The sequence below is a fragment of the Kitasatospora sp. NPDC096204 genome (genome assembly GCF_044763205.1).
GTDB lineage: Bacteria > Actinomycetota > Actinomycetes > Streptomycetales > Streptomycetaceae > Kitasatospora.
On record NZ_JBIWFT010000013.1, the window covers coordinates 45,376 to 65,406 of the forward strand.

At 73.8% G+C, this 20,031-nt stretch carries 20 protein-coding genes and 1 pseudogene; 12 read left to right on the forward strand and 9 right to left on the reverse strand.

From position 1 onward, the window contains the following. The first annotated feature begins 64 nt into the window (after window positions 1–64). The 8 genes from ACIQ87_RS16365 to ACIQ87_RS16400 all read left to right on the forward strand — a co-directional run bounded on the left by ACIQ87_RS16365 (window position 65) and on the right by ACIQ87_RS16400 (window position 8,578). Entirely contained in the window at window positions 65–1,168 is a 1,104-nt protein-coding gene (locus ACIQ87_RS16365) for a quinone-dependent dihydroorotate dehydrogenase (RefSeq protein WP_402406594.1), read from the forward strand. Window positions 1,169–1,197: 29 nt separating this feature from the next. Next, window positions 1,198–2,031, forward strand: a complete 834-nt coding sequence (pyrF, locus tag ACIQ87_RS16370; protein WP_402406597.1) for an orotidine-5'-phosphate decarboxylase — start codon at window positions 1,198–1,200, stop codon at window positions 2,029–2,031. Between the two features lie 409 nt (window positions 2,032–2,440). Further along, entirely contained in the window at window positions 2,441–2,767 is a 327-nt protein-coding gene (gene mihF / locus ACIQ87_RS16375; RefSeq protein WP_030056187.1) for an integration host factor, actinobacterial type, read from the forward strand. Between the two features lie 49 nt (window positions 2,768–2,816). Then, window positions 2,817–3,374, forward strand: a complete 558-nt coding sequence (gene gmk, locus ACIQ87_RS16380) for a guanylate kinase (RefSeq protein WP_402406600.1) — start codon at window positions 2,817–2,819, stop codon at window positions 3,372–3,374. Window positions 3,375–3,411: 37 nt separating this feature from the next. Then, window positions 3,412–3,678 carry a DNA-directed RNA polymerase subunit omega gene (gene rpoZ, locus ACIQ87_RS16385; RefSeq protein ID WP_030056185.1) on the forward strand — a complete coding sequence of 89 codons (267 nt, stop codon included), beginning with the start codon at window positions 3,412–3,414 and terminating at the stop codon, window positions 3,676–3,678. Window positions 3,679–3,823: 145 nt separating this feature from the next. Then, window positions 3,824–5,041 (forward strand): bifunctional phosphopantothenoylcysteine decarboxylase/phosphopantothenate--cysteine ligase CoaBC, encoded by a 1,218-nt coding sequence (gene coaBC, locus ACIQ87_RS16390; protein WP_402406603.1) that lies wholly within the window; start codon window positions 3,824–3,826, stop codon window positions 5,039–5,041. A 152-nt stretch (window positions 5,042–5,193) separates the two neighbouring features. Further along, window positions 5,194–6,417, forward strand: a complete 1,224-nt coding sequence (metK, locus tag ACIQ87_RS16395) for a methionine adenosyltransferase (RefSeq protein WP_392874811.1) — start codon at window positions 5,194–5,196, stop codon at window positions 6,415–6,417. 91 nt (window positions 6,418–6,508) lie between these two features. Then, window positions 6,509–8,578, forward strand: coding sequence for a primosomal protein N' (locus tag ACIQ87_RS16400; RefSeq protein ID WP_402406606.1), 2,070 nt, complete (start codon window positions 6,509–6,511; stop codon window positions 8,576–8,578). A gap of 647 nt (window positions 8,579–9,225) precedes the next feature. On the opposite strand, the pseudogene ACIQ87_RS16405 reads toward ACIQ87_RS16400, so the two are convergent. Further along, a pseudogene (locus ACIQ87_RS16405) lies at window positions 9,226–9,577 on the reverse strand (hypothetical protein); the annotation flags it as partial. 252 nt (window positions 9,578–9,829) lie between these two features. Here ACIQ87_RS16405 and def point away from each other — a divergent pair. The 4 genes from def (at window position 9,830) to ACIQ87_RS16425 (ending at window position 14,056) form a co-directional block, all read left to right on the forward strand. Then, on the forward strand, window positions 9,830–10,375 hold the full coding sequence (gene def, locus ACIQ87_RS16410; protein WP_402406609.1) for a peptide deformylase: 546 nt from the start codon (window positions 9,830–9,832) through the stop codon (window positions 10,373–10,375). Window positions 10,376–10,463: 88 nt separating this feature from the next. Then, window positions 10,464–11,402 carry a methionyl-tRNA formyltransferase gene (gene fmt, locus ACIQ87_RS16415; RefSeq protein WP_402406612.1) on the forward strand — a complete coding sequence of 313 codons (939 nt, stop codon included), beginning with the start codon at window positions 10,464–10,466 and terminating at the stop codon, window positions 11,400–11,402. Between the two features lie 114 nt (window positions 11,403–11,516). Then, window positions 11,517–12,950, forward strand: a complete 1,434-nt coding sequence (locus tag ACIQ87_RS16420) for an RsmB/NOP family class I SAM-dependent RNA methyltransferase (RefSeq protein WP_402406614.1) — start codon at window positions 11,517–11,519, stop codon at window positions 12,948–12,950. A gap of 86 nt (window positions 12,951–13,036) precedes the next feature. Next, a complete protein-coding gene (locus tag ACIQ87_RS16425; RefSeq protein ID WP_402406617.1) occupies window positions 13,037–14,056 on the forward strand; it encodes a MerR family transcriptional regulator in 1,020 nt (339 codons plus the stop codon). Between the two features lie 61 nt (window positions 14,057–14,117). Here ACIQ87_RS16425 and ACIQ87_RS16430 read toward each other — a convergent pair whose 3' ends face one another. The 8 genes from ACIQ87_RS16430 to ACIQ87_RS16465 all read right to left on the reverse strand — a co-directional run bounded on the left by ACIQ87_RS16430 (window position 14,118) and on the right by ACIQ87_RS16465 (window position 19,339). Further along, window positions 14,118–14,567 carry a hypothetical protein gene (locus ACIQ87_RS16430; RefSeq protein WP_402406620.1) on the reverse strand — a complete coding sequence of 150 codons (450 nt, stop codon included), beginning with the start codon at window positions 14,565–14,567 and terminating at the stop codon, window positions 14,118–14,120. A 41-nt stretch (window positions 14,568–14,608) separates the two neighbouring features. Then, window positions 14,609–15,592, reverse strand: a complete 984-nt coding sequence (locus ACIQ87_RS16435) for a ChbG/HpnK family deacetylase (protein WP_402406623.1) — start codon at window positions 15,590–15,592, stop codon at window positions 14,609–14,611. Window positions 15,593–15,714: 122 nt separating this feature from the next. After that, window positions 15,715–16,023: a sulfurtransferase TusA family protein gene (locus tag ACIQ87_RS16440; RefSeq protein ID WP_402406625.1), complete on the reverse strand. Its 309-nt coding sequence runs from the start codon at window positions 16,021–16,023 to the stop codon at window positions 15,715–15,717. Next, window positions 16,020–16,709, reverse strand: a complete 690-nt coding sequence (locus ACIQ87_RS16445; RefSeq protein ID WP_402406627.1) for a class I SAM-dependent methyltransferase — start codon at window positions 16,707–16,709, stop codon at window positions 16,020–16,022. Before ACIQ87_RS16445 ends, ACIQ87_RS16440 begins: the two co-directional genes overlap by 4 nt. A 185-nt stretch (window positions 16,710–16,894) precedes the next feature. Continuing rightward, window positions 16,895–17,404 (reverse strand): MarR family winged helix-turn-helix transcriptional regulator, encoded by a 510-nt coding sequence (locus ACIQ87_RS16450; protein ID WP_402406630.1) that lies wholly within the window; start codon window positions 17,402–17,404, stop codon window positions 16,895–16,897. A 75-nt stretch (window positions 17,405–17,479) separates the two neighbouring features. Beyond that, window positions 17,480–17,836, reverse strand: a complete 357-nt coding sequence (locus ACIQ87_RS16455; RefSeq protein ID WP_402406633.1) for a DUF6204 family protein — start codon at window positions 17,834–17,836, stop codon at window positions 17,480–17,482. A 451-nt stretch (window positions 17,837–18,287) separates the two neighbouring features. Then, window positions 18,288–18,977, reverse strand: coding sequence for an alpha/beta hydrolase (locus ACIQ87_RS16460; protein ID WP_402406635.1), 690 nt, complete (start codon window positions 18,975–18,977; stop codon window positions 18,288–18,290). A gap of 32 nt (window positions 18,978–19,009) precedes the next feature. Continuing rightward, a complete protein-coding gene (locus ACIQ87_RS16465) occupies window positions 19,010–19,339 on the reverse strand; it encodes a hypothetical protein (protein WP_402406638.1) in 330 nt (109 codons plus the stop codon). Window positions 19,340–20,031: the final 692 nt, after the last annotated feature.

The window sequence follows — 20,031 nt, forward strand, 5'->3', positions numbered from 1 at the left end:
AGCCTTTGGGTGCCCCCCACTTCCATGCCCGAGTACGGCTTCTGGTCCGGGAGTTGAACCACCCTTGTACAAGCTTCTGTTCGATCTGCTCTTCAAGAAGATGGACCCCGAGAAGGCCCACCACCTGGCCTTCTTCTGGATCCGCCTGGCCTCCTCGGTGCCCGGTCTGCGCACCGTGGTGCGGCTGGTGCTCGCCCCGCGGGACCGCGCCCTGCGCACCCGCGCCCTCGGCCTGGACCTGCCCGGCCCGTTCGGTCTGGCGGCCGGCTTCGACAAGAACGGCGTCGGCATCGACGGCCTGTCGATGCTCGGCTTCGACTACGTCGAGATCGGCACCATCACCGGCGAGCCCCAGCCGGGCAACCCGGCGCCCCGGCTGTTCCGCCTGGTCGAGGACCGCGCGCTGATCAACCGGATGGGCTTCAACAACCAGGGCTCGGCCCGGGTCGCCGCCCGGCTGGCCGCCCGCCCGCACACCAGCTCCACCCCGGTGATCGGCGTCAACATCGGCAAGACCAAGGTGGTCGAGGAGGCCGACGCCGTCGCCGACTACGTGAAGTCCACCGAGCGGCTCGCCAAGTACGCCGACTACCTGGTGGTCAACGTCAGCTCGCCGAACACCCCCGGGCTGCGCAACCTCCAGGCCGTGGACCACCTTCGGCCGCTGCTCGCCGCCGTCCGCGAGGCCGCCGACCGCACCACCCCGCACCACGTGCCGCTGCTGGTCAAGATCGCCCCCGACCTGGCCGACGAGGACGTCGACGCGGTCGCCGACCTCGCCCTGGAGCTGGGCCTGGACGGCATCATCGCCACCAACACCACGATCGGCCGCGAGGGCCTGCGCACCGACGCCCGGCGGGTCGAGGAGATCGGCATGGGCGGCCTGTCCGGCGCCCCGCTCAAGGCCCGTGCCCTGGAGGTGCTCCAGCGGCTGCGCGCCCGCACCGAGGGCCGGCTGACCCTGGTCTCGGTCGGCGGCATCGAGACCGCCGAGGACGCCTGGCAGCGGATCGTCCACGGCGCCGACCTGGTCCAGGGCTACAGCGCCTTCATCTACGAGGGCCCGTTCTGGTGCCGGAAGATCCACAAGGGCCTGTCCGCCAAGGTCCGCGCGGGCGGCTTCCGCGACCTGGCCGAGGCCGTCGGCAGCGCCGTCCGCGGCGCGTGAACACCCCCATCGGTTCTGGAAAGGACGACATGACCCTCGCCCCGTTCGGCGCCCGGCTGCGCCAGGCCCTCGACACCCGCGGCCAGCTCTGCGTCGGCATCGACCCGCACGCCTCCCTGCTCGCCGCGTGGGGGCTCGGCGACGACCTCGCCGGGCTGGAGACCTTCAGCCGCACCGTGGTCGAGGCGCTGGCGGACCGGGTGGCCGTGCTCAAGCCGCAGGCCGCCTTCTTCGAGCGCTTCGGCAGCAAGGGCGTCGCGGTGCTGGAGAAGACCGTCGAGGAGGCCAGGGCGGCCGGCGCGCTGGTCCTGATGGACGCCAAGCGCGGCGACATCGGCTCCACCATGGCCGCGTACGCCGAGGCCTTCCTGTCGCCGGCCGGCCCGCTGTTCTCGGACGCGGTGACGGTCAGCCCGTACCTGGGCTTCGGCTCGCTGCGCCCGGCCCTGGACCTGGCCCGGGAGCAGGGCTGCGGCGTGTTCGCGCTGGCGCTCACCTCCAACCCCGAGGGCGCCGAGGTGCAGCGCGCGGTGGGCGCGGACGGCGAGCAGGTCGCGGCCTCGGTGCTGCGCCAGCTGGCGGCCGAGAACGAGGGTGCCGCGCCGCTCGGCTCCTTCGGCGCGGTGGTCGGCGCGACGCTGGCCGACGCGGGTGTGGAACTGGCCATCAACGGCCCGCTGCTGGCGCCCGGGATCGGCGCCCAGGGGGCGACCATGGCGGACCTGCCGCGGGTGTTCGGCGCTTCGGTGATCAACGTGGTGCCGAGCGTCAGCCGGGACGTGCTCAAGCACGGGCCCTCGGTGCCGGCGCTGCGGGAGGCGGCGGAGCGCTTCGTCGGGGAGTTCGCGGACGCCGTCAAGTAGAGCGCCGGGCAGAGCGCCGGGCAGAGCGCCAAGTCGGCCGCCAAGTCGGCCGTCAAGTAGCGGAACCCGTCGTTCAGGTAGCCGCGCGGTGACCCTGCGGAGTGTCCGCAGGACCGCGCGGTGGCCGCGGAGCCGACGTGAGCGCCGTCACATCGGCACCGCCAAAGCCTGGCAATCGCGGTCATTTTGCCCTGGAAAGTCCTGGTCGGCCTTGGCTGACCAGGACTTTTCGTGTTCTTTTCCTGACGTGGCGCCGCAATCCGGGTAGTGTCCGGCGATAGGTCATCGGCGAGCCGCGATTTCCGTGGCTCCCGCAGGTCAGGGCCTTGTGGTTCCCCTTGCGGACGGTGTCCTCGGTACCGAACCAGTCCTAGCTCTATCCATCCATCCACACCCTGAGGTGAACGGCGTGGCCCTTCCGCCCCTTACCCCTGAACAGCGCACCGCCGCGCTCGCCAAGGCCGCCGAGGCTCGCCGGGAGCGCGCCGAGGTCAAGAACCGGCTCAAGCACTCCGGCGCCTCCCTGCACGAGGTCATCAAGGCCGGCAAGGCCGACAACGACGTCATCGGCAAGATGAAGGTCTCGGCCCTGCTGGAGTCCCTTCCGGGCGTCGGCAAGGTCCGCGCCAAGCAGATCATGGAGCGCCTCGGCATCAGCGAGAGCCGCCGCGTCCGCGGCCTCGGTACGAACCAGATCGCTTCCCTGGAGCGGGAGTTCGGCGGTGGCGCCGCCTGACCGTGCCCCCGTGGTCCCAGGATCCCCCGCGATCCGGGATAATCGGTGCATGAGTGAGCGTCCGCGGCTGACCGTGCTCTCCGGCCCTTCGGGGGTCGGCAAGAGCACGGTCGTCGCTCATATGAGGAAGATGTACCCCGAGGTCTGGCTCTCGGTGTCGGCGACGACCCGCCACCCGAGGCCCGGCGAGAAGAACGGGGTCCAGTACCACTTCGTCGACAACGACGAGTTCGACAAGCTGGTCGCCAACGGCGAGTTGCTGGAGTGGGCCGAGTTCGCCGGGAACCGTTACGGGACCCCGCGCGCGGCCGTGCTGGAGAAGCTGGAGCGCGGCGAGCCGGTGCTGCTGGAGATCGATCTCCAGGGCGCCCGCCAGGTGCGCGAGTCGATGCCCGAGGCGCAGCTGGTCTTCCTGGCCCCGCCGAGCTGGGACGAGCTGGTCCGCCGGCTGACCGGCCGGGGCACCGAGTCGCAGGACGTGATCGGGCGGCGGCTGGAGGCGGCCAAGGTCGAGCTCGCGGCCGAGGCCGAGTTCGACACGACCCTTGTCAACACCTCCGTCGAGCAGGTAGCGGCCGAACTGCTAGCCTTGCTCGGTGTAGCCTGACCTGTCTGTCTTTTCCACCTTTTCGGAAGGTTTTAGCGTGTCCTCTTCCATGACCGCGCCCGAGGGCATCATCAACCCGCCGATCGACGAGCTGCTCGAGGCCACCGACTCCAAGTACAGCCTCGTGATCTACGCCGCCAAGCGCGCGCGCCAGATCAACGCGTACTACTCCCAGCTCGGCGAGGGCCTGCTGGAGTACGTCGGCCCGCTGGTCGACACCCACGTGCACGAGAAGCCGCTGTCGATCGCGCTGCGCGAGATCAACGCGGGCATGCTGACCGCCGAGGCGGTCGAGGCTGCCTGAGGCGGTCGCTGAATTTCCGGAAGGGCCCGGCGGAATCGTTTCCGCCGGGCCCTTCGGCGTTGTGGGCGGCACCACGGTGCGGGTGATCGCCGAGGGGCCGTAGGGTGGGCGCGTTCCCGTTCGGACGAAGGGTTGGAAGGTGACTGTGGACGCCCCCCGTGTGGTCCTCGGCGTGAGCGGCGGGATCGCCGCCTACAAGGCGTGCGAACTGCTGCGCCGCTTCACCGAGTCCGGCCACCAGGTCACCGTGGTGCCGACCGCGGCCGCGCTGCACTTCGTCGGCGAGGCGACCTGGGCGGCGCTGTCCGGGCGCCCGGCCGCCACCGAGACCTGGGAGCGCGTGCACGAGGTGCCGCACGTGCGGATCGGGCAGCAGGCCGACCTGGTGGTGGTCGCCCCGGCCACCGCCGACCTGATCGCCAAGGCCGCCCACGGCCTCGCCGACGACCTGCTGACCAACACCCTGCTCACCGCCCGCTGCCCGGTGGTGGTGGCGCCCGCCATGCACACCGAGATGTGGGAGCACCCGGCCACCCGGGAGAACGTGGCCACGCTGCGCCGCCGCGGCGTGATCGTGCTGGAGCCGGCCGTCGGACGGCTGACCGGCAAGGACACCGGCAAGGGCCGGCTGCCCGAGCCGTCCGCGATCTTCGACGCCTGCCGGGCCGTGCTGCGCCGCGGCGGACCGGTGCCGACCGACCTGGCGGGGCGGCACGTGGTGGTCTCGGCCGGCGGCACCCGGGAACCGCTGGACCCGGTGCGCTACCTGGGCAACCGCTCCTCCGGCAAGCAGGGCTACGCGCTCGCCGCGACGGCCGCCGCGCGTGGCGCCAGGGTGACGTTGCTCTCGGCCAATGCCGAGCTGCCGGACCCGGCCGGGGTGGACGTGGTGCACGTCTCGACCGCGCTGGAGCTGCGGGAGGCGGCGCTGGAGGCGGTCCGGGACGCGGACGCCGTGGTCATGGCCGCGGCGGTGGCGGACTTCCGGCCCGCCGAGTACGCGACCGGCAAGATCAAGAAGGTCGAGGGGGTCGAGCAGCCGCCCGTCGTCCTGGTCCGCAATCCCGACATCCTGGCCGAGCTGTCGGCCCACCGGGCCCGTTCGGGTCAACTCGTCGTGGGTTTCGCGGCGGAGACCGACGACGTGCTCGCCAACGGCCGCGCCAAGCTCGCCCGCAAGGGCTGTGACCTGCTCGTCGTGAACGAGGTGGGCAACGGCAAGGCCTTCGGTACGGACGTCAACGAGGCCGTGGTCCTGGGTTCGGACGGCAGCGAGACGGCCGTTCCGGTGGGTCCGAAGGAGGCCCTCGCGGACGTGGTCTGGGACCTGGTGGCAAAGCGGCTGGAAACGGGCGGCAACTGATCGGAACCGCTCGCGCGCCGCTCGAGAAATTCTGAAGCGGGTGACGTTCGACGGAAGCAGACGGTTAGACTCCAGGAATCAAGTCTTTCCGGAGTTCCCCGGGTCGCCCCGGGGAACTTCAGTCAGCAGCCGCTGCAACCCCAGGGAGCGCTGTGTCTCGCCGCCTGTTCACCTCGGAGTCCGTGACCGAGGGACACCCCGACAAGATCGCTGACCAGATCAGCGACACCATCCTTGACGCTCTCCTGCGGGAGGACCCGACGTCCCGGGTCGCCGTGGAGACGCTCATCACCACCGGCCAGGTGCACGTGGCCGGCGAGGTGACCACCAAGGCGTACGCGCCGATCGCCCAGCTCGTCCGGGACAAGATCCTGGAGATCGGCTACGACAGCTCCAAGAAGGGCTTCGACGGCGCCTCCTGCGGTGTCTCGGTGTCCATCGGTGCCCAGTCGCCCGACATCGCGCAGGGCGTCGACACCGCGTACGAGGCTCGGGTCGAGGGCGCCTCCCAGGGGGACGACACTGACGACCTGGACAAGCAGGGCGCCGGCGACCAGGGCCTGATGTTCGGCTACGCGTCCGACGAGACGCCCGAGCTCATGCCGCTGCCGATCACCCTGGCGCACCGCCTCTCCCGCCGCCTGACCGAGGTGCGCAAGAACGGGACCATCCCCTACCTGCGCCCCGACGGCAAGACCCAGGTCACCATCGAGTACGACGGCGACAAGGCCGTCCGCCTCGACACCGTGGTCGTCTCCACCCAGCACGCCAGCGACATCGACCTGGAGTCGCTGCTCACCCCGGACATCCGCGAGTTCGTGGTCGAGCCGGAGCTGAAGGCGCTGGCCGAGCAGGGCATCAAGCTGACCACCGAGGGCTACCGCCTGCTGGTCAACCCGACCGGCCGCTTCGAGATCGGCGGCCCGATGGGCGACGCCGGCCTCACCGGCCGCAAGATCATCATCGACACCTACGGCGGCATGGCCCGCCACGGCGGCGGTGCCTTCTCCGGCAAGGACCCGTCCAAGGTGGACCGCTCGGCCGCGTACGCGATGCGCTGGGTGGCGAAGAACATCGTCGCCGCCGGCCTCGCCCGCCGCGCCGAGGTGCAGGTCGCGTACGCGATCGGCAAGGCCGAGCCGGTCGGCCTGTTCGTGGAGACCTTCGGCACCGAGACCGTCCCGGTCCTCGCCATCCAGAAGGCCGTCTCCGAGGTCTTCGACCTGCGTCCGGCCGCGATCATCCGCGACCTGGACCTGCTGCGCCCGATCTACGCCCAGACCGCGGCGTACGGCCACTTCGGCCGTGAGCTGCCGGACTTCACCTGGGAGCGCACCGACCGGGTGGAGCAGCTGAAGGCGGCCGTGCAGGACTGACGCACAGCCTGAGTGAGGCGGCGCCCGCCCCCGTCCGGGGGTGGGCGCCGCCTCGTGCGTTGTCGGTGTGACCTGGTAGTACTGGGAAGTGATGAGCAGCACAGGGGAGCCAGAGCAGCTGGCGTTCATCCGCGAGACGGTCAAGCGGGCCAAGCCCAGGACGTGGCGCGGTGCCAAGCGGGCGGAACACAATCCGATCGCCCGGGTCGTGGTCGACAAGGGCGTCCTGAGCATCGACCAGTTCTTCGACTACGAGGTTCCGGCGATCATGGACGAGGCCGCGCAGCCCGGAGTCCGGGTCCGGGTCCGGTTCGGGGCCCGACTGGTCAACGGGGAACGGCAGGGCGGGACGCTCCACGACGGGTTCATCGTCGAGCGGCTCGCGAAGACCGACTACCCGTACGCCCTGGCGCCGATCGCGCAGGTCATCTCGCCCGAGCCGGTGCTCTCACCCGAACTGCTGACCCTGTGCCGCACGGTCGCCGACCGGTACGCGGGCACCCTGGCCGACGTCCTCCAGCTCGCCGTACCGCCCCGGCACGGCGAGGCGGAGGCGGAGCCCTCGCCGCCGTCCCGGCCCAGGCCTGACCCGCCGGCCCCGGGCGGCTGGTCCCGGTACCCCGCGGGGCCGGACTTCCTGGCCGCACTCGCGAACGGGGGCTCGCCGCGGGCCGTCTGGGCGGCGCTGCCCGGGCGCGGATGGCCCTACGAGATCGCCCGGGCCGTGGCGGCCACCCTGGCGAGCGGCCGGGGCGCACTGGTCGTGCTGCCGGACGGGCGGGCCACCGCCCGGGTGGACGGGGCGCTCACCGAACTGCTGGGTGAGGGCCGGCACGCCGTTCTCGCCGCCGATCTCGGCCCCCGCGAGCGGTACACCCGATGGCTGGCCGTGAGCCGCGGGGCCGTACACGCCGCGATCGGGACGCGGGCGACGATGTTCGCGCCGGTCCGCGACCTCGGCCTCGTGGTGGTCTGGTCGGACGGCGACAGCAGCCACAGCGACGGGCACGCGCCCTATCCGCACGCCCGGGACGTCGCGCTGCTCCGGGCGACGGAGGCGGGCGCGGCCGTGCTCCTGGGCGGCCACTCGGTGACGGTGGAGGGCGCCCAGCTGGTCAGCAGCGGCTGGGCCAGGTCGATCGTGGCGGATCGCGAGACGGTGCGGGAGACGGCACCCGCGGTGCGCACGGTCACCGACCGCGACGAGGCCAGGGACGCGGCGGCGCAGGCCGCGCGACTGCCGTCCGTGGCGTGGCAGGCCGCGCGGGACGGGCTCGCCGCCGGCGGGCCCGTCCTGATCCAGGTGCCCCGGCGGGGCTACGTGCCCCGGCTGGCCTGCAACCGCTGCCGTGAACCCGCCCGCTGCCGACAGTGCGAGGGCCCGCTGGAAGCGGTCTCGGCGGACGCTCCGCTGCACTGCGGCTGGTGCGGCAGGGACGAGACGGACTGGCACTGCCCCGAGTGCGGCTCGTTCCGGCTCCGGGCGCAGGTGGTGGGCGCGCGCCGGACGGCCGAGGAACTGGGCAGGGCCTTCCCCGGGGTGCCAGTACGGGTCTCCGGACGGGACACGCTGCTCGCCACCGTGCCGAACGAACCGTCCCTGGTCATCTCGACGCCGGGGGCCGAGCCCGTGGTGGAGGACGGTCCCGGGTACGCGGCGGCCCTGCTGCTGGACGGGTGGTCGCTCCTCACGTTCCCCGATCTGCGGGCGGGGGAGTACGCGCTGCACCGCTGGCTGACGGCGGCCGCGCTGGTGCGGTCCGGTGCGGAGGGCGGCACGGTGGTGGTGGTCGCCGAACCGACCGTCCGTCCGGTACAGGCACTGGTGCGCTGGGACCCGTTCGGGCACGCGGGCATGGAACTGGACGAACGTGCCCAGCTGCACTTCCCGCCGGTGTCACGGATGGCCTCGGTGGTCGGGAGCCCGAAGGTCGTGGCGGACCTGCTGGACATCGTCAAGCTGCCGGAGGGCGCCGATGTGCTCGGCCCGGTGCCGCTGCCGCAGGTGCGGGGGGAGGACCGGGAGAGAGCGCTGCTGCGGGTCTCGCCCGGGCAGGGTGCCGCGTTGGCCGCGGCCCTCAAGGCCGCGCAGATCACCCGGACCGCCGTGCGGGGGCCCGCGAGTCTGGACGTGCGGATCGATCCGACCGAGATCGGCTAGTCCCGGACTTCGCACGTCACTCGAGAGAGTGAAGATCGAAAGCCTGAATTGGCAGGGTTCGACGTAGAATCGGACCTCGCCCCGACGTCCGCATCGTGAGATTCCGATGCCATCGCCAGTCGGCTATCGATCTTCAAGCCCATGTGCGAAGTCCGGGGCTAGTGCCGGGTGGGGCGGGGTGAGTGGGCCACCCCGCCCCGGTTCGGCCCCGGCCCTGGTGCGGCCCCGGCCCCGGTGTGGCGGTTCGGTCGGCTCCGTCGGGTTGGTCGGTCGGTTCGTTCGGTCCGGTCTGTTCGGTCAGCCGCGCAGCGGGATGCCGGGGAGGTCCGGCTGGGGGCGGTCGACGGTCGTGCCGCGGTCGACGGGGGTGCGGTCCAGGGGGCTGCGGTCCATCGCGGTGCGGTCGATCGGCGTGCGGTCGATCGGCGTGCGGTCGATCGCCGTGCGGTCGATCGCCGTGCGCTCCAGGGCTCCGCGGTCGAGACTGCCGCGCTCCAGGCTGCTGCGGTCCAGGCCGCCCTGGCGGGCCGCCGGGACGGTCGCGGCCAGACCGGTGCGCTCGGGGCCGGCGGGCACGGCGGGCAGTTCCTCGGAGCGGTCCGGGCGGCTCTGGCCCGGGACGGCGCCGCTCGCGGCGAGGAGTTCGCTGGTCGGGCGGCGCATCCCGTAGCGCCGGTGCACCGCCTGCTTGGTGACCCCGAGGGCGGAGCCCACCGAGTCCCAGGAGAAGCCCAGCGCCCGGTCGAACTCGACCGCCGCCGCCACCAGGGTCTCCACGCTCTCCCGCAGCTCCTGCGCCAGGCGCACGGTCGGCGCCGGCGCCCGCCCGTACACCACGAAGCCGGCCGAGGTGCTCGGTCGGCGCGGACGGTAGACGTTGCCCAACTGGGCGGTGAGCGTCCGCAGCGCGTCGACCTGCCGCCTCACCCGCTCGATGTCCCGCACCAGCAGGTGCAGGCTCGCCCGCGCCCGGGCGTCGTGGTTGATCTGCTCGGCCATGGCCTACGTGCCACCTTCCGTACGGTTCGCTCGGCCGGGACGCGGTGTCCCGTGTGCCCGGCCACGGTCAATCTCTCTTGACCAACGCCGAAGCGGGGGCCGGGGTAACGCGGCTCGGCACAGTCGGCCGTGCCGACCGCCGATCCGGGCCCGGGGAAGCCCCCGGCGGGCGGCCGCGCGGGTTGCATAGACTGGCGGGTGAACCAGCGGCCGACCGCAGCCCGCGCCCCTACGGACAGGAGCCCGTACCCCGTGGCGATCCAGCCGATCCGTCTCTTCGGAGACCCCGTCCTGCGGTCCACCGCCCAGCCGGTGACCACCTTCGACAAGGAACTGCGCAAGCTGGTCCACGACCTCACCGACACCATGCTGGACGCCCCCGGCGCCGGTCTCGCCGCGCCCCAACTCGGCGTCTCCCTGCGGGTGTTCACCTACCACGTGGACGGCGTCACCGGGCACCTGATCAACCCGGACCTGTCGCTGAGCGAGGAGGAGCAGGACGGCCCCGAGGGCTGCCTGTCGCTGCCCGGGCTGCGCTACGACACCAAGCGCGCCTACGGCGTGGTGGCCAAGGGCTTCAACATGTACGGCGATCCGGTGACGGTGGAGGGCACCCAGCTGCTCGCCCGGTGCATACAGCACGAGACCGACCACCTGGACGGCATCATCTTCATCGACCGGCTCGACCGCGAACAGCGCAAGGCCGCGCTGAAGGCGATCCGGGAGACGGACTGGGGTGGCGGGCCGGCCCCGGTGGTCAAGGTCTCGCCGCACAGCACCTTCGGCTCCGCCCGCTGAGGCTGTTCCGATCCGCTGATCGTCCGCTCCTCGGTTCCTCCGCTCCTCGGTTCCTCCGTTTCGACTTCCGTTCGCAGAAAGGCACTTGATGCGTCTCGTTTTCGCCGGCACCCCCGAGGTCGCCGTTCCCGCCCTGGACGCCCTGCTCGCCTCGGACCGGCACGAGGTCGTCGCGGTGGTCACCCGCCCCGACGCCCCGGCCGGGCGTGGGCGCAAGCTGGTCGCCAGCCCCGTCGCCCAGCGCGCCGAGGAGGCCGGGATCGAGGTCCTCAAGCCGGCGAAGCCCAGCGACCCCGACTTCGTCGCCCGGCTCACCGAGCTCGCCCCCGACTGCTGCCCGGTGGTCGCCTACGGCGCGCTGCTGCGCCCCGGCACCCTGGAGATCCCCAAGCACGGCTGGGTCAACCTGCACTTCTCGCTGCTGCCCGCCTGGCGCGGCGCGGCCCCGGTCCAGCACGCCGTGCTGGCCGGCGACGAGGTCACCGGCGCGTCCACCTTCCTGATCGAGCAGGGCCTGGACTCCGGCCCGGTCTACGGCGTGATCACCGAGGAGATCCGCCCCGCCGACACCAGCGGTGAGCTGCTCACCCGGCTCTCGCTCTCCGGCGCGCGGCTGCTCGCGGCCACCATGGACGGCATCGAGGACGGCTCCCTGCACGCCGTGCCGCAGCCGGCCGAGGGCGTCACGCTCGCGCCGAAGATCACCGTCGAGGACGCGCGGATCGACTGGAACCACCCCGCGCTGCGGGTCGACCGGGTGGTGCGCGGCTGCGCGCCGGCGCCGGGGGCCTGGACGGAGTTCCGGGGCGAGCGGCTGAAGGTCACCGGCCCGGTCAGGCTGCTGCCGGACTCCACCGGGCTGGCGCCGGGCGAGGTCGCGATGGTGGGCAAGAACAGCGTCCGGGTCGGCACCGGCAGCCACGACGTCGAGCTCGGGGAGGTGCGGCCGCAGGGGAAGAAGGAGATGCGGGCCGCCGACTGGGCCCGGGGCGCGCGGCTGGAGGCGGGGGAGCGCTTCGGGGGCTGACGCTCCGGTTTGGCGTTACTGTTCGTTTGATCCGTACTGTTCGTTCGATCGTTCGTGTACCTGATCCGTTCGTGTACCTGATTCGTTTGAGTACCGCAGCACCTTGAGGCACCTGTGACCACCCCCAGCGCCAAGCGCGCCCCCCGCCCGCACCGCCGTCCGAAGAAGGACCCGGCCCGGATCGTCGCGTTCCGCGCGCTGCGCGCCGTCGACGAGCGCGACGCGTACGCCAACCTGATCCTGCCCTCGCTGCTCCGCGAGGCCGAGCAGAAGGGCATGGACCGGCGCGACGCCGCCCTCGCCACCGAACTGGTCTACGGCACCCTGCGTCTGCAGGGCACCTACGACGCGATCATCGCCGCCTGCATCGACCGGCCGCTCGGCAAGGTCGACCCGCCGGTGCTGGACGTGCTCTCGCTCGGCGCGCACCAGCTGCTCACCACCCGCATCCCCAGCCACGCGGCCGTCTCGGCGACCGTCGAGCTGGCCCGGGTGGTGCTCGGCGACGGCAAGGCCAAGTTCGTCAACGCCGTGCTGCGCCGGATCAGCGCCCACGACCTGGACACCTGGATCGAGCAGGTCGCCCCGCCGTACGACAAGGACGCCGAGGACCACCTGGCGGTCGTGCACTCGCACCCGCGCTGGGTGGTCTCCGCGCTCTGGGACTCGCTCGGCCGCTGGCAGCCGGACGCCTCCGGGCGCGCCGCGATGGAGGACCTGCTGCGGGCCGACAACGAGCGACCCGAGGTCACCCTGGTGGCCCGCCCCGGCCGGGCCACCGTCGGCGAGCTGGCCGACGCGCTGCCGGAGGCCCAGCCGGGCCGCTGGTCCCCGTTCGCGCTGCGGCTCGCCGAGGGCGGCGACCCGGGCGCGGTCGCGGCGGTGCGGGAGAACCGGGCGGGCGTGCAGGACGAGGGCAGCCAGCTGGTCGCGCTGGCCCTGGCCACCGCGCCGCTGGAGGGGCCGGACCGGCTCTGGCTGGACGGCTGCGCCGGCCCCGGCGGCAAGGCCGCGCTGCTCGGCGCGATGGCCGCCGAGCGGGGTGCGGCGCTGGTGGCGAGCGAGAAGCAGCCGCACCGCGCCCGGCTGGTGGCGCGGGCCCTGGACGGCAACCCCGGCCCGTACACCGTGATCGCGGCGGACGGGACGCGCCCGGCCTGGCGGTCCGGCGGCTTCGACCGGGTGCTGGTCGACGTGCCGTGCTCCGGCCTCGGTGCGCTGCGCCGCCGCCCGGAGGCGCGCTGGCGGCGCCGGCCGGCCGACGTCGCCGCCTTCGGCCCGCTCCAGCGGGACCTGCTGCGCTCGGCGATCGAGGCCACCCGGATCGGCGGCGTGGTCGGCTACGCGACCTGCTCGCCGCACCTGGCGGAGACCCGCGCGGTCGTGGACGACGTGCTGCGGGGCGAGGGCGGCCGGGTCGAGTGGATCGACGCGCGCCCGCTGCTGCCCGGCGTCCCGGCGCTCGGCGAGGGGCCGGACGTGCAGCTGTGGCCGCACCTCCACGGGACGGACGCGATGTACCTGGCGCTGCTGCGGCGTACTGCCTGAGGTCGTTCGGGTGTTGCCGTCCCGGCCGGGGCCGCCTCCGGCCGGGGCTTGCACCTCCCGTAGGGGGAGGTAGCAGGGTGGTGGCCATGAACGGCGACACGGCGTACACCATCGGTGAGTTGGCCCGGCGGACGGGGCTGACGGTCAAGACCGTCCGCTTCTACTCGGACCGGGGGATCGTGTCGCCGACCGGCCGCAACCCGGCCGGCCACCGGCGGTACGGCACCGACGCCGTCGCGCGCCTGGAACTGGTCCGTACCCTGCGGGAGCTCGGGCTCGGACTGCCCGCGATCCGGCGGGTGGTGGAGCGCGAACTGACGCCGGCCGACGCCGCCGCCGTGCAGGCGGAGGCGATCGATCTCCAGATCCGGGTGCTGCGGCTGCGGCGGGCGGTGCTCGGGGTGGTGGCCAGGCTCGGGTCGACACCTGAGGAGTTGACGCTCGTGCACCGGTTGGCCCGGCTCACGGAGGACGAACGGGGGCGCCTGATCGGGGAGTTCCTGGCGGCGGTGTTCGACGGGATCGACGACGGAGGGGGCGACGGCGGGCGGGCCGGCGGCGGACGGGGCGATGGTGGAGGGGTGGGCCGTGGTGGGCGGTTCGCCGCTGCGGCGCGCTCGTTGACGCCGGAGCTGCCGGAGGACCCGTCGCTCGAACAGGTCGAGGCCTGGGTGGAGTTGGCCCGGATGGCGGGGGACGCGGGGTTCCGGGCGCTGCTGCGGGGGCTTGCCGAGGCGGAGGCTGCGGAGGCGGCTTTCGCGGATGCGGCTTCCGGGGAGGCGGCGGGCGCTACGGGGCTGCCGAAGCCGGGGCTGGCGGTGGCGGTGCGGGAGTCGGCCGCAGCGGCGGTCGCGGCCGGGGTGGAGCCGGGGTCGGCAGAGGCGGCGGCGGTCGTCGCGGCGCTGGTGGAGCGGTACGGGCAGTGGTGTGCGGGGGCGGTGCCGGGGGACGCCGGGGCGGTGCGCGACCGGTTGGCGGAGCGGCTGACGGCGATGGCCGATCCTCGGCGGGAGCGGTACCTGGAGCTGCTGGCGATCGTCAACGGTTGGGCTGCGCCGGATAGTTGGGCGGCTGAGGTGGACTGGGCGGTGCGCGCCGTGGCGTGAGCCGGTGCGCGGGGGTGTGCGCGGCCGTGGGGCTGCCGGGGGGCGGCAGTGGCGGTGCCGCCTACCGGTGGGTGGGGCCCGGGTAGGTGGTCAGGAAGGCGTGGGCCTGGGCGCGGAGGTGGTCGATCGGCGGGTCCTCGCAGATCACCTCCAGGCCGAGTCCGGTGGCCCGGCCCAGGTCGTAGTAGGACTGGTAGGCGAGGTACGGGCGGTGGTCGTCGGTGGGGTCGAGGCCGACGGCGAAGGTCGCGAAGTGGGGCTGCTGCTCGCCCCGGGCGGCGCTCGGAGCGGGGCGGGAGAGCTGCCACTCGAACTCGTACGGCTCGGGCTCGGCGGGCAGGTCCAGCAGGGCCTGGGCGAGCCGGCGGACCTCCTCCGGGTTCGCGAAGGGGATCGACTCCGACCAGTAGGGGGCCGAGGCGAGCAGTTCCCAGCCGTCGCCGTTGTGGCCGACGGTCAGGGCCCACTCGCCGTTCCGGTCCTGCCAGTGGCAGCTGATGATCGGGTCCACGGCGGTCAACCTCCCTGTGGCGCTGGGGTGTTCGTGCCTCCTCATCGTGGCACACCGGGCGGCCCGGGGGGCTCGGCCGTGAGTCGTTCCCGGGCTCGCTGCCAGGCATCCTGGAGCGTGCGGTAGCCGAGGACGGTGACGCCGTGTTCGGTGAGCAGCCGGCGCGCCTCGGGGGAGACGAGGAACGCGTGGTCGGTGTGCCGGACGCGCCGACCGTCGTCCGGTGCGGGGCGCAGGGCGGGGTGCGGTGCGGGGTGCGGTGCGGGGTGCGGTGCGGGGTGTAGGTCGGGGTGCAGGGCGGGGTGCAGGGCCCACTCGGTGAGGCCCGGTGGGAGGGCGGCGAGCAGGCGGGCGTAGTGGGCGGGCTTGTCGTCCAGGGGGACGGTGAAGCTGTCGAGGAAACCGTGGTCCACCACCGGCAGCCCGCGCTCGCGCATCCGGGTCAGTGCGGGCGGCAGCCAGACCCGGACCGCCAGGCCGTACTCGGCGCCGAGGGAGAGGGCGAGGTCGAGGACGTCCTCGCGGCCACCGTCGGCCAGGCAGTGGAAGTCGAGGTGGGTCGGGGCGAGGCCGGCCGCCGCCACCGCGTCGACCTGGGCGCGGAACTCGCGCTCCACGTCGTCGATCCGGGCCCGGGCGAGCAGTGCGGCGCGTCCGGCGGGGGTGGGGGCGAAGAACTCGCCGGAGGCGTCGAGGAGGGAGGGCACCCGGTCGCGGGCGGCGAGCGGCCCCCAGCGGCGGTCCGGGGACTCGCAGACCAGCGTGAGGTGGACGCCGAACGGGACCTCCGGGTGCCGGCGCAGCAGCCCGAGCGCGTGCGGCGCGGCGGCGCAGGGCGTCATCAGGCTGCACGAGGCGGCGATGCCGTTCCGGACGGCGTCGATCACGGCGAGGTTGACGGACTCGTCCAGGCCGAGGTCGTCGCAGTTGAGCAGCAGGAGACGGGCTTCGGGAGGGTGGCCGAGGAGGTGGTTGGCGGAGGGGGGTGGGGGTGGAGACACGGGTGCGGGGCCGGCTGCGGGCATGGGCGCAGTCTGTCCCGGTGCCGGCGTCGGGCGCTCGGGGTTTTCCGGGCGACGGGGTCGAACGGTGAGGCCCGCCGGCGGGGACGGGCTCGGGCGGTGAGGCCTGGCGCCGGGGAGACCGGTCAGTCGGCTGCGGGGGCCGGATGCCAGGGGCGGTCGGGGCGGGTCCGGACCGGGGCGGAGGTGAGGCGCAGCGCGTACACCTCGCGGTCGGTGGCCTCGTACGGGATCCGGCCGAGGTACTCGTGGCCGGTCAGGTGGCACCAGGCGGGGAGGTCGAGCGGGGCGGCGGGGTCGGTGGTGTGGATGTGGACCACCGCGCCCGCGGGGAGATGCGCGATCCGGTCGCGTAGCCGCAGCAGGAGCTGGACGCAGAGCAGGCCGGTGCCGTCGACGGTGAGGTCGGGGGCGGCGGTGTCGGGTGCGCTCATCGAGAGGTCTCCTGGGTGACGCGCCAGAGGCGGCGGGGCAGGTCGCCCTCCTCGAAGGGGTGGACCTCGGTCAGGCTCCAGCCCTCGGCGGCGAGCGAGTCGACCAGCTCGCGGGGGAAGAAGTGGACGGCGAAGCCGCCGTGCTCCCAGATGTCGTCCCCGTGGCCGGTGCCGGCGCCGTAGTGGGCGTCGCCGGTGTGGCGGACGGTGTAGACGAAGGTACCGCCCGGGCGCAGGACCCGGCGGACCTCGGCGACGAGCGCCTCGATCTCCTCGGTGGAGAGGGCCATGCAGAGCAGCATGTGGGCGAAGACCCCGTCGACGGAGGCGTCGGGGAGGGGCAGCGGGTCGCGGACGTCGTGGTTGAGGACCGAGAGCCGGTCGGCCAGGCCCTGCTCCGCCGCGGCGGAGCGCAGTTGCCGCAGGCCGGTGGGGCTGAAGTCGGCGGCCATGACGCGGAAGCCGGCCCGGGCGAAGTGCAGTGCGTCGCGTCCGTGGCCGGCACCGAGTTCCAGCACGTCCCGCGCTCCGGCGGCGGTGAACACCTCGGCCGCGTACTCGGCGGGGGCGGAGGGCTGCTCGCCGTACATCCCCGGGTTGGCGGTGTAGGTCCGCTGCCAGTGGGCGCGTTGGGCCTCGGCGAGGCCGTGCTCCAGGCCGGGCCCGGTGCCGGGGGTGTCGGTCATGGTGCCGCCCTTCGCGGGGTGGGGTGGTACGGGTGGTGCCACCGGTGCCGCTGGCGCGGGTGGTGCGGGACCAGCCTAGGACGTGGGGGTGCGCGGCGGGTGGGGCGGGGGTCGCCGGTGCGGGCCTGGGGTGCGGGCCCGCGGTCGGGGCCCCGGTGGGGCGGGCGGATCGGCGGATCGGCGGGTCAGCCGAGGCGCTGGCCGGGCGCGGTGCCGCCGAGGCGGGTGAGCAGGGCGGACAACAGGCCGAGGTCCTCGGCGCTCCACGGCTCGGCCGCGAAGTGGTCGGCGGCCACCTGGCGGGCGGTGTGCAGCATCTCGGCGAGCCGCTCACGGCCGGTCGGGGTGAGCGCGGCGTAGGCGACCCGGGCGTCACGGGCGGCGGCCTCGCGGCTGACCAGGCCGATCCGCTCCAGCGGCGCGAGGCCACGGGTCACGCCGGAGGCGGTGAGCCCGAGGGCTTCGGCGAGGTCGACCCGGCGCATCCGGCCGCCGGGGGCCTGGGAGAGGTGGAGCAGCATGGTGAAGTCGGCCAGGCTGACGCCGTGCAGGCCGCTGAGGCTCGCGTCGAAGCGCTTGACCACGGCCGTCTGGGCGCGGACCAGCCGCAGGGCGGTGTCCAGCGGGTCGGGGCCGGGGGCCGGTGTGGTGCGGGCGGTCTCGGTCTGCTCGGTCCGGTCCGAGTGGTCTGTCATTGCCACCTCCTTGACTGCTCAAGCATATCCCGAGGGGGAGCCGTCAAGGAGGTGGCGGAAGGGGAGGGGGTCAGGTCAGTGCGCGGTGCCGGCGGCGCGGCGCTGACGCTTGCCGAGCGGCGCCTGGGAGAGGTCCTCGGCCTGGGAGCGGAGGTTCTTGTAGCCGTAGCCGCGTTCGTCGAGCCAGAGCCGCGCCGACTGCTCGGCCCGCTCGGTGGCCTCCAGGATGTCCTCCTCGGCCTCGCCCTCGTCGAGGAAGCGGAAGGTGAAGGCGGCCCGCGCGGAGAGGTCGTAGCTCAGGTGGCCCTCGCGGGTGAAGGCGGCCCGCAGCACGTCGTGCTCGGGGGCGGCGGCGAGCAGTTCGGCGCGCTGTTCGTCGGTGAGGCCGTCGAAGACGCCGCGCACCATGATGCGGAAGGTTCGAGTGGTCATCCCCCGACCATAGGCACCACGGGCCGCCGACCGCCAACGCGATTTCGGGTGCCGGGGCGGGCGCAGCCGGAGGCGGGGCGGTGAACGGGCTCTCGGTGCTGTCGGAGTCGGCTCCTTTCGCGATCGGGACGGAGGGCCGTTGCGGGCCGGGGCCGGGGCGGGTGTCCTTCGGCGCCGTCGGGGTGGCTGTGGGGCGGGCCGGCTCGCGCTGGAGAAACCGGAGTCGACGGCTGTTCAAGTGCGCCTCGGCGGCGTGGAGGTGGAGAGTGCGCTCGCGGAACACGGAGGGGCCTCCTTGCGCGGTGGCCCGGGTGGCCGCCGTCGTGGTGCCTCCAAGACTGATCGTCGGGGCCCGGTTCGCGCATGTGCCGATCGGCTGAATCCTGCCGGAAGACGGCCGGGCCTCCCCTGCCGATCGGCAGGGGAGGCCCGGGAAGTGGGGGGAGAGGGGCTACACCCGCGCCGGGAGCCGGGTGCAGACCGCCCCCGCCATCAGGGGGGCGGGCTCGGCGCCCAGGGTGGCGAGGGTGAAGGCGGTGGTCAGGGCGCTGATGTCGCGGGACTCGCGGATCAGGAGGTGGTTGGCGCCCGGGGCCTCGTACCGTGCGAGGTCCGGCACGACCGGCCGGGCGCGCAGGGCGTACTCCAGGGAGTGGGTGGCGCCGGCGGAGCTGTGGTCCCCGGTGCCGTGGACGATCAGCACCCGCCGCCCGGCCAGCTGGTCGACCGGGTCGCCGCTGGGCAGCCAGGGCGCGATCCCGGCGACGCCGACCACCGACGGGTGCCCGGCGCACCAGAACGCGGCCCGCCCGCCCAGCGAGTTGCCGATCAGCACGACGGGTGCGCCCGGGTACAGCCGGGCGAGTTCGTCGAGCGCCCAGCGGGTGTCGACGGCGGTGTCGGCGTCGGCGCCGTTCCAGCCGCCGTGGCGGTAGCGCAGCAGGTGCACCGCGAGTCCGTGCGCCCGGCCGCGGTCGGTGAGCTCCGCGGCGAGGTCCCGCAGGCCGAGCTCGGCGACCTTCAGTGGTGCGCGCCGACTGCGGATGAATCCGCCGGGCAGCAGCAGGGCGACGCCGTTGACCGGCCCCTCTCCCTGCCACGGGGTCAGCTCTGCGGTGCGCGGACGCTGCGCTCGGAACACGCGAAATCCCTCCTGATGTGTACAGGCGGATTCTACGGTTCCGAGGACGGGTCACTGTGCGCCAGTAAGGACCACAGGACCCAGCCGGAGATCCGGCTGCGCACCACCATGACCTTCGCCCAGCGGGCGCCGAGCGGCGAGGTCCAGGTGTCCACCACCTCGACCCGGTCACCCGAACGGGCGAGTCCGACGACGGTCTCCTCGCCGAAGTGGTCGACCCGGACGTTGGCGGCGGTGGCCGACACCTCCCACCAGCCCGTTCCGGGCTCGGGTGGCGGGTCGGCGCCCGCCGTGACGGCCGCCGGGACGAGCAGGATGCCCAGCGCGACCACGGTGGCCGTCGCGCGGCCGATCATTGCCACGGGAACCTCCGGATGGTGTCGAACACGGGCAAGGGCGATGGCGTCGGGAATGAGGGAGGCATGTACAGCAGAACGAGCCGACCGGGCGTGCGCGTACTGTCCGGGGCCGAGGTCTACCCGGTCGGCTCAGCCCGGCGCGGAGCTCGGGTGCTTCGGCCGCCCGGGCCAACTGTCGCTCCATGGCGAAGGGTTGGTGTGCCGTGGCGGACGGCTGGCGCGCCCGTCCGCCCGTTCGGCCCGTTGCAGGTTCCGCTCGGGGGTGACCTGTCGGCGTACCTCACCGGGCTCGGCCGCGCGGGCCGGGACCGGGCGGTCGCCGAACCCGGCTGCTGCCGCGTGATGTTCGAGCGGCCGGTGCCCCGATCCGGGCCGGGGGTGCCCAGGAGTGGTGTTCAGTGCGGCGTACCCGGCCACCGGTGCGAGCCGGTCCGTGCCCGGTACCCGATGGTGGACGTCCACGACCGGAACGCGGCGCGTGGCGGAGGACCGGGTGGTCCTCCGCCGCCCGGGATCGCCGGACCGGGGCTGAGGGGCCGGGACCGCCGGACCGGGGCTGAGGGGCCGGGACCGCCGGACCGGGGCTGAGAGGCCGGGGCCGAGGGGCCAATATTGGCCCGCGCCCCGCCGCGGGCTCCGGGCCGCGCTCCGTGGGGTGCGGCCCCGGGGATTCGTCGCGATCCCGGCGATCGGGC